The sequence below is a fragment of the Belnapia sp. AC561 genome (assembly GCF_979252845.1).
Genome location: NZ_CEEDBP010000008.1, coordinates 73,374 through 85,672, shown reverse-complemented (window position 1 = coordinate 85,672; position 12,299 = coordinate 73,374). Strand labels below are relative to the sequence as shown.

Sequence of the window (12,299 nt, the reverse complement as noted above, 5' to 3'; positions counted from 1 at the left end):
GGGGGTGGCATCGCGGCGGGGATGGCGGATACTCGGCGCGGGGAGAAAACATCCATGCTGCGCCGCCGCACGCTATTCGCCACGCTGCTGCCCATGCCCGCGCTGGCGCAGGGATTCCCGACCCGGCCGATCCGCATCATCGTGCCCTTCGCCCCCGGCGGCTCGGGCGACATCACCGCCCGGCTGGTGGCGAAATACCTCGAGGAGCAGACCGGCCAGGGCGTGGTGGTGGACAACCGCCCCGGCGCCAATGGCGTCATCGGCACCATGGCGGTGAAGCAGGCGGCGCCCGATGGCCATACCCTGCTGCTGGCGACGACCAGCACGCATTCGGCCAATCCCTCGACCGTGAAGGATCTTCCCTACGATCCCGAGCGGGACTTCCAGACCATCGGCTTCTTCGGCTCCAACGGCAGCTACCTGCTGGTGCGGCCGGATGCGCCCTGGCGGGACGTGCCGGCCCTGGTGGCGGAGGCCCGGGCCAACCCGGGCAAGCTTGCCTTCGGCCATTTCAACGCTTCCTCCCGCGTGCCGGGGGAGCTGCTGAACGTGATGGCGGGGGTGCAGATGCTCAGCGTGCCCTACCGCACCATCGGCGGCGCCTTCGCCGACCTGCTGGCCGGGCGGCTGCAGCTCATCTTCGTCGATACCACGGCGGGCGATGCCTATCTGCGGCAGGGCCAGCTCCGCGCCCTGGCCATCACCCGCCAGGGCCGCTGGGACCGCCACCCGGCGCTGCCGGCGATGAGCGAGACTTGGCCGGACTTCGTCATCACCGGCTTCCTCGGCATCGCCCTGCCCGCGGGGGCGCCGCCGGAGATCGCCCAGCGCCTCAACACCCTGGTGAACGCGGCCATCCTGGCCGAGCCGGCGCGCAGCCGGCTGGTGGAATTCGGCTTCGTGCCGGAAGCGCTGGACCTGCCGCGCATCGCCGAGTTGGTGAAGATCGAGCGGGAGAAGTGGACCCGCTTCGTCGCGCTGGCCGGGATTGAGCCGGAGTAACCTATTTCGGCATGGGCGCCCCCAGCGCCGCATTCGCCTCGCCCAGCGCCGGCGCGCCGCGCTCGACCGGCGGCCGCACCCCGTCGATCGACATCGGCAGGCCGATGCCGCGCGCGTCGTAGCCGGGCATCGGCGTGATCATGCCCAGCGCGGCGGTCTGCGGATGCGCGGCGACGGCGGCGAGGTCGTTGATCGGCGAGCAGGGGATGCCGGCGGCCTCCAGCGCTTCGGCCCAATCCTCGCTGCCGCGTTTCAGCATCTCGGCGCTGAGCAGGGGCAGGATCACCTCGCGGTGGGCGATGCGGTCCTTGTTGGTGCGGAAGCGCGGGTCGGTCCCCCATTCCGGATGGCCCAGCACCGCGGCGAATTTGGCGAAGAGCCGGTCGTTGGCGGCGGCGACGACGATCTCCCCATCCGCCGTGTCGAAGGCCTGGAAGACGATGAGCTTCGGGTTGCCGCTGCGGTGCCGCGGCGGCTGCCGGCCGCTCTCGAAATAGCCGGCGAAATGCTGCGCCATCCAGCCCATGCCGGTCTCGAACAGCGAGGTATCGACCGTCGCCCCCTCCCCCGTCGCATGCCGCCGTTGCAGCGCGGCAAGGCAGCCGAGCGCCGCCCAGACCCCGGTGCCGAGGTCGAGCACCTGCATCCCGACGCGGGCCGGCGGCACCTCGGCCGAGCCGTTGACGCTGAACATGCCGGCGAAGGCCTGCACGATCGGCTCGTAGCCCGGCTTCAGCGCCATCGGCCCGACCGCGCCGAAGGCATGCAGGGAACAATAGATCAGGCGGGGATTGAGCGCCCGCACTGCCTCGGCGCCGAGACCCATCTTGTCCAGCGAGCCCGGGCGCATGTTCTGGATGAAGACATCGGTATCGGCCAGGAAGCCGCGCAGCCAGGCCAGCGCCTCCTTGTCCTTCAGGTCCAGCACCACGCTGCGCTTGTTGCGGTTCACCGCATGGAAGCTGGTGGCGATCCCGGCATTGAAGGGCGGGCCCCAGCCGCGCGCGTCGTCGCCCTCGGGCCGCTCGATCTTCACCACCTCGGCGCCCAGCATGGCGAGAATCTCGCTGGCATAGGGGCCGGCCAAGTTCTGCCCGATCTCGACGACCTTCACGCCCTGGAGTGGGAGCATCGGGCGGCATTCCTTCTGAAAGGTTTGGGCTGGACGTTTCGCCGCGGAGACTGGGCGCGGCCCGCCGAGCCGGTCAAGCCGTGGGGGTGCCGGATTAAGCCGCTCTTTACCCCGAGGGACTATCCAGGCCGGCCCTAGCAAAGGCCCGCAAATGCCGGATACCGACCCGATGGCGACGGAGGCGCGCGAGGCGCGGTGGCGCATCGCCCTGGCGCAGGAGCCGGGCGCTGCAGCGCTTCACCCTGGCCGGGCGCGCCGGGATCGGGATGGGGATCGCCGTCGGGATGCCGGCACAGGACTTCGGCAGCAGCGCCGCCTTCTCCGAGACCATGCGCGGCCGAGTCGAGGCGCGGCTCGGACTGCCCCGCCGGGGCGGGCCGCGGGCCGGGGCCAGGCCCCAGGACGCCCCCGGCCATGGGGCCTCCTGGCGTGGTTTTTCCAGGCTTTGCGCCGTCCCGCACCGGGCCGCATCGCGTGCGGAAGCCCAAGTGGCACCACCGTTCCCGCTGCTCCCGATGTATTGACCCGGGCGGCTGCGGGAAACGGTGTTCCTTGGGCGCACTCCACCATCCTATGCGGCCATGATCCTAGCCTCAGCCTTCAACCGAGGCGTGTCGAATGCCATGGCGGAACGCCGCACCTTGAGCCTTCGCGCGTTGCTGCTCCTGCTGGTCGTGACCGTAGCCCTTCCCCTGACCGCTTTGGCGGGCCTTGCCGTCTGGCATGCCTATGACCAGGCGCGCGGCCGGGCGGAGGCGGAGGTGCTCGGCCAGGTGCGGACCATGACGGCGCTGGTGGACCGGGAGATCCAGCGCGTCGAGATCGGCCTGCGCGCCCTGGCCGATTCCGCCGCCCTGGCCAAGGACGACATGGCCGGGGTGGAAGCCGAGATGCGCGCCATGTCCTACCAGCTCGACGGCACGCCAATCGGCCTGGCCTCGGACACGGGGCAATTGCTCAGCACCACCTGGGCGCCGGGGGAACGCCGGGCGGAAGCGCCGGTGCCGATCGCCATGCGCGACACGCTGGCCAGCGGCCGGTCGCGCATCACCAACTTGGTCACCAGCCAGAATACCGGCCGGCAGGTGGTCGCGGTGGTGGTGCCGGTGACGCCCCTGGCCCCGGGGCCAGGGGCGTCACCGGGGCCGGGCGGGGAACCGCCCGCCCCGGCCGCGCGGCCGCGCCTGGCCTTCGCCGCCGCGCTGCCGGCCGGGCGGCTGGCCGCTGCCTTGCGCGAAAGGGCGGAGCTGGGCTCGGAAGCACGGGTGGCCGCGGTCATCGACCGGGCCGGAGTCATCGTCGCCCGCTCCAAGGCGGAAGCGGAATTCCTCGGCAAGCCCATCCGCCCCGGCTTCGCCACGCGGCTGGCGCAGCGGCCGGAGGGGGTGCTGCACAATGCGCAGACCCATGAGGGCATCCTGGCCGCCTTCGCCTATGCCACCGCGCCGCAGAGCGGCTTCACCGTCACCCTGAGCCTGCCGGAGGCGGAATTCACCGCGCCGCGCCAGCGGGCCCTGCAGCAGGTGGGGATCCTGGCGGCGGCGATCCTGGCCGGCGGCGGGGCCTTGGCGGCGGCGCTGGCCGGGCGCATCGCCCGGGCGCTGCGCCGGCTGACCGAAGCGGCATCGCCCGAGCGCCCCATCCTGCGGGAGGTGGATGCCCTGGCCCATGCGATGACCGAACGCGACCAGGCGATGGCCCGGCTGGCCGGCAGCGAGCGCCGCTTCCGCGCCCTGGCCGAGGCCGGGGCGCTGGTGGTCTGGCGCAGCGATGCCAGCGGCGGGATCCTCGAGGCCGAGGGGTGGGAGGCGCTGACCGGCCAGTCCGACGCCGCGCTGCGCGGCACCGGCTGGCTGGCGATGCTGCATCCGGACGACCTCGCCCCGACGATCGCCGCCTGGGAGGATGCCCGGCAGCGGCAGCAGCCCATCGATGTCGAATACCGGGTGCTGACCATCAGCGGCGCCTGGCACTGGGTGCGCGCCCGGGCGGTGCCGCTGCGCGACGACGAGGCCGAGGCCGAATGGGTCGGCGTGGTGGAGGATGTGGACGACCGCCGGCAGGCCGCCCTGGCCCTGGCGGACCGGGAGGCGACCCTGCGGCTGGCGGTTTCCGCCGCGCGGCTGACCACCTGGGACTACGACCCGGTGGCGGATCGCGGGACCCGCATCGCGGCGGCGAACGAGGCGGTGGAGGTCCCGACCAGCAGCAGCTTCTCCCTGGCGGAATGGACGGCCGCGGTGCATCCTGAGGACCGGCCGCCCACCATGGCGCTGCTGCAGGCCGTCATCGCCGGCGAGCGGGCCGAATTCATCACCGAATTCCGGGTCCGCCGCCGCCCACCCGGCCAGGGCTGGGGCTGGGTCGCCACCCATGGCGCGGTGGCCGAGCGCGATCCGGCGAGCGGCGCGGTGCTGCGCCTCGCCGGCGTCTCCCAGGATATCAGCGAGCGGCGGGAGGCCGAGCAGCGCCGCATCCTGCTGGCGCGGGAGGTGGACCACCGGGCCAAGAACGTGCTGGCGGTGGTGCAATCCGTGCTGCGGCTGACCCGGCGGGACCAGCCGGAGGCCTTCATCGCCACGGTGGAGGCGCGGGTCGCCGCCCTGGCCCGGGCGCATACCCTGCTGGCCGAGGAAGGCTGGATCGGCGCCGACCTGCATGTGCTGGCCGAGCGCGAGCTGGCGAGCTGCCCCAGCGGCTCGGTGAGCCTGCAGGGGCCCACCATCGCGGTCTCCGCCGCGGCGGTGCAGCCGCTGGCGATGGTGCTGCATGAGCTGGCGACGAATGCGGCCAAGCATGGTGCCGCCTCCTGCATCGGCGGCACGGTGGCGCTGGACTGGGCGCTGGCCGGCGAGGAGGTGGTGCTGTCCTGGGTGGAACGGCAGGGCCCGCCGGTGCCGCCGGTCCCGACCCGGCGCGGCTTCGGCTCCCGCATGATGGAGGCGATCGTCCGCGGCCAGCTCGGCGGCTCGCTGACCATGGACTGGCAGCCGGAGGGGCTGGCCTGCCGCATCGCCCTGCCCGCCGCGCGGGTGCTCTCGGCCGAGGCGCTGGGGCCGCGGCGCCGCGCGGCGGCGGCCCCGCGCGAGGCGGTCAAGCCGCCGGGCTGATGCTCAGGTCGCCCGGGCTTCGGCGGCCAGGGCTTCCGCGGCCAGGGATTCCGCGGCCAGGGCTTCCAGCGGCCAGCGCGGGCGCGGCGCATGGCCGAGCGGATCGACCAGACCCAGCCGCAACCGCTCGATCCCCGCCCAGGCCACCATGACGGCATTGTCGGTACAGAGCCGGATGGGCGGCGCCACCAGCGCCAGCCCGCGTTCCCCGGCGACGCCGGCCAGGGACCGGCGCACCGCCCCATTGGCGGCGACGCCGCCGGCGACCACCAGCGCGGTCGCGGCCGGCAGCATGTCCAGCGCATGCCGCGCCCGGTCCGCCAGCACGGCGGCGACGGCCGCCTGGAAGCCGGCGGCGAGGTCGGCGCGGTCCTGCTCGGGGGGCTGGCCGCCGGGATACTTGCCGACCGCATGCGCGACCGCCGTCTTCAGCCCGCTGAAGGAGAAGTCGCAGCCCGGCCGGCCCTGCAGCGGCCGCGGCAGCTTGTGGCGGCTGGCATCGCCCCGGGTCGCCAGCCTCTCCAGCGCAGGCCCGCCCGGCCAGGGCAGGCCCAGCAGCTTGGCGGTCTTGTCGAAGGCCTCCCCCACCGCATCGTCCAGCGTGGTGCCGAGCCGGCGGTAGCGGCCGATGCCCTCCACCGCCACGCATTGGCAATGGCCGCCCGAAAGCAGCAGCAGCAGGTAGGGGAAGCGCGCACCCTCCAGCACCACGCCCGGCAGGGTGGCGGTCAGCGCATGCGCCTCCAGGTGGTTCACCGCGACGAAGGGCAGGCCATGGGCGATGGCCAGGCCCTTGCCGAAGCTGGCGCCGACGATCAGCCCGCCGATCAGCCCGGGGCCGGAGGTGGCGGCGATGCCGGCCAGCGCGGCGAAACCGACGCCCGCCTCGGCCATCACCTGGGCGGCGAGGCGCGGCAGGTGCTCCAGATGCGCCCGGGCGGCGATTTCCGGCACCACCCCGCCATAGGGCGTGTGTTCCTTGAGCTGGCTCAGCACCGCCTCGGCCAGGATGCTGCCATCGGCGCGCAGCACCGCGGCGGCGGTCTCATCGCAGCTCGATTCCAGCCCGAGCACCACGGCCGAAGCCTCCATCCGCACTTTCCCCTTCGCCGCACCGGGCCTATGAGACGGCCCATGCTCCCCGCCGCAACCGTCGCCCCGCAACACGGCCGCAGCCTGCCGCTCCGCGTCGGCACCCGTGGCTCGCCGCTCGCCCTGTGGCAGACCCGGCACTTCCTGTCGATCATCCGCCGCGTCTGCCCGGTGCTGCGCGACGTCGATGCTTTCGACGAACATGTCATCGCCACCTCGGGCGACCGCATCCAGGACCGGGCGCTGGCGGATATCGGCGGCAAGGGCCTGTTTGCCAAGGAAATCCATGAGGCCCTGCTCGACCGGCGGGTCGATTTCGCCGTCCATAGCCTGAAGGACCTGGAGACCGAGCTGCCCGCCGGCATCGCGCTCGCCTGCACCCTGACGCGAGAAGATGCGCGCGACGCGATCGTACTCGGCGCCGGCTGCGGCACCCCGGACCCGGCCGACCCTTACGCCTGCCTGCCGGCCGGGGCGGTGATCGGCACCGCCTCGGTCCGCCGCCAGTCGCAGATGCTGCATGCCCGGCCGGACCTGCGCTGCGCCATCATCCGCGGCAATGTCCAGACCCGGCTCGGCCGCGTGGCGGGGGGCGAGTTCGCCGCCAGCCTGCTGGCGCTGGCCGGGCTGAAGCGCCTCGGCCTCGAGGACCGCGCCAGCCTGGTGCTGGACCCGGAGGCGATGGTCCCGGCCGCCGGCCAGGGCATCGTCGGCATCACCTGCCGCAGCGCCGACGGCGAATTGCTCGACCTGCTCTCGGCCATCGAGGACCGCGAGGCGGCCGCCGTCAGCCGGGCGGAGCGGGCGCTGCTGGCGGCGCTCGACGGCTCCTGCCGCACCCCGATCGGCGGCTATGCCCGGCTGCTGCCGCTGCCCGCCGATGCGCCGCCCCGGACCCCCCGCACCCTGCACCTCACCGGGCTGGTGGCGCGGCCGGATGGCAGCTTCCTGCTGAAGCGCTCCGTCACCGGCGCCGCCGCCGATGCCGCCCGGATGGGCCGGAGCCTGGGCGACGAGCTGCGGGCGGATTGCCCGGCCGACCTGTTTGCCTGAGGGCACCGGAGCGGCGGAGGCGCCGCGCGGCGTGCTGGTGACGCGGCCGGAGCCGGGCGCGGCGGAGACGGCGCGGCAGCTCGCGACGCTGGGCTGGGAGCCGGTGCTGGCCCCGGCCCTGGAATTGGCGCCGCGTCCCTTCCCGCTCGCCAGCGCCCAGGCCCTGCTGCTGACCAGCCGCGCCGCCGCCCGCGCCCTGCCGCCGGTCGGGCTGCCGAAGGACCTTCCCGTGCTGGCGGTGGGCGAGGCGACGGCGGCCGAGGCCCGGCGGCAGGGATGCACGGACGTGACGGCCGCGGCGGGCGATGCCGCCGCCCTGGCGGCGCTCGCCGCCGCCCGGCTGGACCCGGCCGCCGGCCCGCTGCTGCTCGCGGTCGGCACCGGCTACGGGCGGGATCTCGCGGCGGCGCTGCGGGGAAAGGGCTTCCGCGTGCGGCGCCGGGTGGCCTATATCGCTGCGCCTGCGACGGCATTGCCGGAAGCCGCCCGGCAGGCACTGGCCGAAGGCCGGGTCGTTGCGGCAATGTTCTTCTCGCCACGCTCGGCGGAGAGTACCATATCGATGCTCAGAACGGCCGGGCTGGCCGAAACCACCGCGGGGATCGTGGCGTTGGCCATCAGCCCCAGGGTCGCGGCGGCGCTTCGCGCCGATGACGCCGCCCTGGTCTGGCACGCGGTGCGTATCGCCGAACGGCCCGACCAGGATTCGCTCTTGCAACTGCTCGGACCCAGGTAACCAAAACAATGGCCAAAGCCCCCGAGACCAAGCCGCAAGCCCCGGCGGCCATCCCGCCGCCGCCGGCTGCGCGGAATTCGCCCCTCAATCCGCCGGCCGGCCGCCGCCTGGATCCGGCCGCGGTGGTGATCGGCGTCGGCGGCGTGGTGCTGGTCGCGGCGGTCTGGTGGCTGCTGGTCACGCCGCGCTCCTCCGCCGATGGCGGCGTCGATCCGGCCCGGGTCGCGCAGATCGAGCAGCGGCTGACGACGCTGGACGGGCTGCGCGGCGAGGTCGGTGCGCTCGGCGCCCGGGTGCAGCAGGCGCAGCCGCTGGAGGCCCGCATCCGGACCCTGGAGGAACGCCCCGCCCCTGCCGACATCCGGCCGCTGACCACCCAGGCCGCGGCGCTGACCGAACGCCTGGCCGCGGCCGAGCGCGCCACCACCCAGGCCACCGAGCGCGATGCCGCGCTCGAGCGCCGGTTGGCGGCGCTGGAGGCACGCCCGGTCCTCGACCCCGCCGCCTTCGCCCCGCGCGATGCCTTCGATGCCCTTTCCGGCCGCGCCGAACGGCTGGCCGAGCGGATCGAGGCCCAGGGTACCCGCGGCCAGGAACAGGCCAAGGCGATCGAGCAGGCGGTGACGCAGCGGGTCACCGCGCTGGAGGGCAGCCTCGGCCAGCGCCTGGGCGCGCTGGAAGCTTCGCTCGACAAGCGGCTCGGCACGCTCGAGACGGCGCAGCAGCGGCTGGTGGCGATCGAGAGCCGCACCTCCCGCATGGCGGCGGTGGATGGCGTGCGGGGCGCGCTGCTCGCCGGCCAGCCGCTGGGCGAGGCGCTCGGCCGGATCGACCAGCCGCCGGCCGCGCTGGCCCGCTTCGCCACCGTGGCGCCGCCGACCGAATCGGCGCTGCGGCTGTCCTTCGAGGATGCCGCCAAGGCCGCCCGCGCCGCTTCCGACGCGGCGATGCAGCCGGATGGCAGCAAGGGCGGCGTGGTGGATAGCGCGCTGTCCCGCCTCGGCGGGCTGGTGACCGTCCGCCGCGGCGACCAGGTCGTCTGGGGCGATGCGGCGGAAGCCGAGATCGAGCGCGCCCGCCGCGCGCTGGAAGCGGGGGATATCGAGATGAGCCTGCAGCATATCGAGAAGCTGCCGCCGCCGGCGCGCAGCGCGATGCAGGGCTGGGCGGACCAAGCCCGGGCGCTGGTCGCTGCCCGCGCCGCGCTTCGCCAGCTGGCGATGGGCTGAGCCGATGCGCCGCGCTCTTTGGGTCCTGCTGCTGCTCGCGGCCGGCGTCGGTCTGGCCCTCTGGCTGGCCGATGTCGGCGGCACCGTCGAGATCAAGGTGGGGGATGCCTGGATCGGCACCAGCTTCCCCATCGCCCTGCTGCTGCTGGTGGCAACCTTCGCGGTCGTGCATGGACTGCTTTCGGCCATCGGCGCCATCCGCCGCTGGCCCGGGCGGCTGCGCCAGCGCCGGGTCGAGCGGCACCGCGTGGATGGCGATGCGGCGGTGACGCGGGCGCTGGTAGCGCTCGCCGCCGGCACCGCCGAGGCTGCCCGGCTGGAGGTGCGCAAGGCGCGCGGCCTGCTAGGCGATACCCCGCAAACGCTGCTCCTGGCGGCCGAGGCCGAGCGCCTCTCCGGCCGCGAGGAGGCCGCCGCCGCGGTCTTCCGCACCCTGGCGGAGCGCGAGGATGCCCGCTTCCTCGGCCTGCGCGGCCTGCTGCGGCAGGCCATGGCCAAGGGCGACTGGACCGCGGCCCTGGCCCTGGCCAAGGAAGCCGAGGCCAGCCAGCCCGGCGCCGCCTGGCTGCGGGAGGAACGCGCCCAGCTCGCCGTGCAGACCCACAATTGGCGGGAGGCCCTGGCCCTGGCCCCGGCCGAGACGCCGCGCGCCCCCCTCGCCCTGGCCGCCGCGGCGCAGGAGCCGGAGGTGAACAAGGCGGCCGAGCTGGAGCGGCAGGCCTTCCAGGCCGACCCGGCCTTCACCCCCGCCGCGCTCGCCTATGCGCAGCGGCTGCGCGAGGGCGGCACGCCGCGCCGCGCCAAGGCGGTGCTGGAGGATGCCTGGGCCGCCTCGCCGCATCCCGACCTGGTCGCGCCCTACCTGATGGACGACAGCGACCCGCTGCTGCGGGTGAAGGCGGCGGAGGTGCTGATCCGCCGCAACCCGACCCATGCCGAAAGCCGGCTGCTGCTGGCCCGGGTCGCCATCACCGCCGGGCTTACCGGCCGGGCCCGTGGCGCGCTGGATGCCCTGGTGAAAAGCGGGGCGGCCGATCGCCGCGCCTATCTCCTCCTCGCGGAGCTGGAGGAGGCGGAGCATGGCGAGACGGTGGAAGCCCGCACCGCCCAGGGCCGCTGGCTGCGGGAAGCGGCGGGTGCCGCGCCGGAGCCGCGCTGGCGCTGCGGCAACTGCGGGACGGAGCATGCGGCCTGGGCGCCGGTCTGCACCGCCTGCGACACGGTCGGGCGGATTGCCTGGACCTCCGAGCCGCGGGCGACCACGCCGGCGATCGGCAAGGCTGAAATCGACAAGCCCGGACTCAACAAGCCGGGTATCAGCAAGCCCGGGGCGACGCCGGCGCTGGTTGCCTGATGCCGGTTCGCTGAGGATCGACGATGGGTGGTTGCCGTGGCCGCCGGGCGCGGCTATCTAGCCACCCATCGCGCTGCCGACTTAGCTCAGGGGTAGAGCAACTGATTCGTAATCAGTAGGTCCGGGGTTCAATTCCCCGAGTCGGCACCACGGTTCTTCCGCAGCATTATTCTGGCAGGCTTCGTCCCCTAGGCGGGCATGATGGATGCTTGCGCCCGGACGCAGGCCGATCCCCCTCAGGCAACTTTCCATCCATGCGCGCGATGCCGTTCTGCAACAACCGCATGGAGTCTTCCTTGGCCAAGCATCCGATCCGGACCGCCCTCCTCGCCGGCCTCGTCGTCACCCTGGCGGCCTGTGCCCAGCCGCCGCGCGCCACCAGCTCGACCGCGACGCCGGATACCAATGGGCGCACCGCACCCACCCCAATGAATACCGCACCCGCCGCGCCGATGCGCTAGGGCCGCCACCGGCGATGCGGCGGTCGCCCGCCGCATCGCCGGCTTTACCGGGACCGGATTACCAGGAACGGCGCCGGCCCCGCCGCGGATCCAGCTGCCGCGCCACCATCGCCCCCGCCACCATCGCGCCGAGCCCGGCCAGCACCGCCGCCGTCGCCACCGGATGCAGCTGCGCCTCCAGGAAGAGGCTGGTCTTGCGCACCGGCACCACCGGACGGGTGAGGCTCTTCTCGGTGCCGTCGCCGCGCGGGGCATAGAGGTTGTCCGTGCGGTCGGGCCGCGGCGCCTTGTCGCTGGTCTGGCTGGAATAGCCGATCGCTTCCATGAGCAGATCCGTCGCCCGCGGGAAATGCGCGCCGAGCAGCGAGATCGCATGGCCGCCGAAGCCGACGATGATGTCCCGCTTGCGATGGCTGCAGGCATAGAGGATGGCGCGGGCGACCAGGCGCGGGTCATAGGCCGGCGGCGGCACCTTGGTGCCCGGGCTGTCGAGCCGGTTGCGGGCATGTTCCTGGAAGGCGGTCTCGATGCCGGAGGGCTTGATGAGCGTGACGCTGATCGGCGCGCCCTCCGCCTCCAGCTCCATGCGGAGGGTATCGGTGAAGGCCTTCACCGCATGCTTGCTAGCGGAATAGGTGCCCTGCAGCATGATGGCGCGGTCCGAGAGGATGCTGCCGATGTTGACGATGGCACCACCCCGCGCCCGCAGGGCGCGGGCGGCGATCAGGCTGCCGCGCACCACGCCCCAGTAGTTGGTCTCGAACAGCCGGCGCTGGTCCTCGACCGGCGTCTCCATGACCGTGCCGTAGACCGAGGTGCCGGCATCGTTCACCCAGGAGTCGATCCGGCCATAGGTCGCCTCGGCCTGCGCCGCGGCGGCTTCCATGGCGGCCTGGTCGGCGACGTCGGCGACCGCGTGGTCGGCCTGGCCGCCGCGGCCGCGCAGCTCGCCCACGATCCGCTCCAGCGCCTCGCCATTGCGGGAGATGAGGAAGACGCAGGCCCCGGCCTCGCAGGCCATGCGGGCGGTGGCGAGGCCGATGCCGGAACTGGCGCCGGTGATGACGATGACCTGCTGGGAGAGCGGCTTGAGCCGGATCTGCGACATGGGAACCTCGGACGATGTGGGG

The 12,299-nt window shown here is 73.8% G+C and carries 10 protein-coding genes and 1 tRNA gene; 8 read left to right on the top strand and 3 right to left on the bottom strand.

Translation table 11 applies throughout. The annotated features are described in order from the left end of the window. The first annotated feature begins 54 nt into the window (after positions 1–54). Positions 55–1,002, top strand: coding sequence for a Bug family tripartite tricarboxylate transporter substrate binding protein (locus tag AC0IW9_RS09125; RefSeq protein ID WP_471647916.1), 948 nt, complete (start codon positions 55–57; stop codon positions 1,000–1,002). A gap of 1 nt (position 1,003) precedes the next feature. Here the strand turns inward: AC0IW9_RS09125 and AC0IW9_RS09120 are convergent, their stop codons facing one another. Then, positions 1,004–2,134, bottom strand: a complete 1,131-nt coding sequence (locus AC0IW9_RS09120) for a CaiB/BaiF CoA transferase family protein (protein ID WP_471647915.1) — start codon at positions 2,132–2,134, stop codon at positions 1,004–1,006. Between the two features lie 641 nt (positions 2,135–2,775). Between AC0IW9_RS09120 and AC0IW9_RS09115 the strand changes: the two genes are divergently transcribed. Next, complete coding sequence (locus AC0IW9_RS09115) at positions 2,776–5,244, top strand: PAS domain-containing protein (RefSeq protein ID WP_471647914.1); 2,469 nt, start codon at positions 2,776–2,778, stop codon at positions 5,242–5,244. 3 nt (positions 5,245–5,247) lie between these two features. Here AC0IW9_RS09115 and tsaD read toward each other — a convergent pair whose 3' ends face one another. Continuing rightward, entirely contained in the window at positions 5,248–6,336 is a 1,089-nt protein-coding gene (gene tsaD, locus AC0IW9_RS09110) for a tRNA (adenosine(37)-N6)-threonylcarbamoyltransferase complex transferase subunit TsaD (RefSeq protein WP_471647913.1), read from the bottom strand. A gap of 42 nt (positions 6,337–6,378) precedes the next feature. Between tsaD and hemC the strand changes: the two genes are divergently transcribed. From hemC to AC0IW9_RS09080, 6 genes are all read left to right on the top strand, one after another. Further along, positions 6,379–7,389 (top strand): hydroxymethylbilane synthase, encoded by a 1,011-nt coding sequence (gene hemC, locus AC0IW9_RS09105; protein ID WP_471647912.1) that lies wholly within the window; start codon positions 6,379–6,381, stop codon positions 7,387–7,389. After that, the gene (locus AC0IW9_RS09100; protein ID WP_471647911.1) at positions 7,382–8,125 is read left to right on the top strand and encodes a uroporphyrinogen-III synthase; all 744 of its coding nucleotides are present in this window, start codon (positions 7,382–7,384) and stop codon (positions 8,123–8,125) included. The genes hemC and AC0IW9_RS09100 overlap by 8 nt, the downstream gene beginning before the upstream one ends. A gap of 8 nt (positions 8,126–8,133) precedes the next feature. Then, positions 8,134–9,354 carry a COG4223 family protein gene (locus tag AC0IW9_RS09095; RefSeq protein ID WP_471647910.1) on the top strand — a complete coding sequence of 407 codons (1,221 nt, stop codon included), beginning with the start codon at positions 8,134–8,136 and terminating at the stop codon, positions 9,352–9,354. A 4-nt stretch (positions 9,355–9,358) separates the two neighbouring features. After that, positions 9,359–10,708 carry a heme biosynthesis HemY N-terminal domain-containing protein gene (locus AC0IW9_RS09090; RefSeq protein WP_471647909.1) on the top strand — a complete coding sequence of 450 codons (1,350 nt, stop codon included), beginning with the start codon at positions 9,359–9,361 and terminating at the stop codon, positions 10,706–10,708. A gap of 75 nt (positions 10,709–10,783) precedes the next feature. Then, a tRNA-Thr gene (locus tag AC0IW9_RS09085) sits at positions 10,784–10,858 on the top strand. A gap of 146 nt (positions 10,859–11,004) precedes the next feature. Beyond that, the gene (locus AC0IW9_RS09080; RefSeq protein WP_471647908.1) at positions 11,005–11,169 is read left to right on the top strand and encodes a hypothetical protein; all 165 of its coding nucleotides are present in this window, start codon (positions 11,005–11,007) and stop codon (positions 11,167–11,169) included. A 58-nt stretch (positions 11,170–11,227) separates the two neighbouring features. On the opposite strand, the gene AC0IW9_RS09075 is transcribed toward AC0IW9_RS09080, so the two are convergent. Then, positions 11,228–12,277: an SDR family oxidoreductase gene (locus tag AC0IW9_RS09075; protein WP_471647907.1), complete on the bottom strand. Its 1,050-nt coding sequence runs from the start codon at positions 12,275–12,277 to the stop codon at positions 11,228–11,230. Positions 12,278–12,299: the final 22 nt, after the last annotated feature.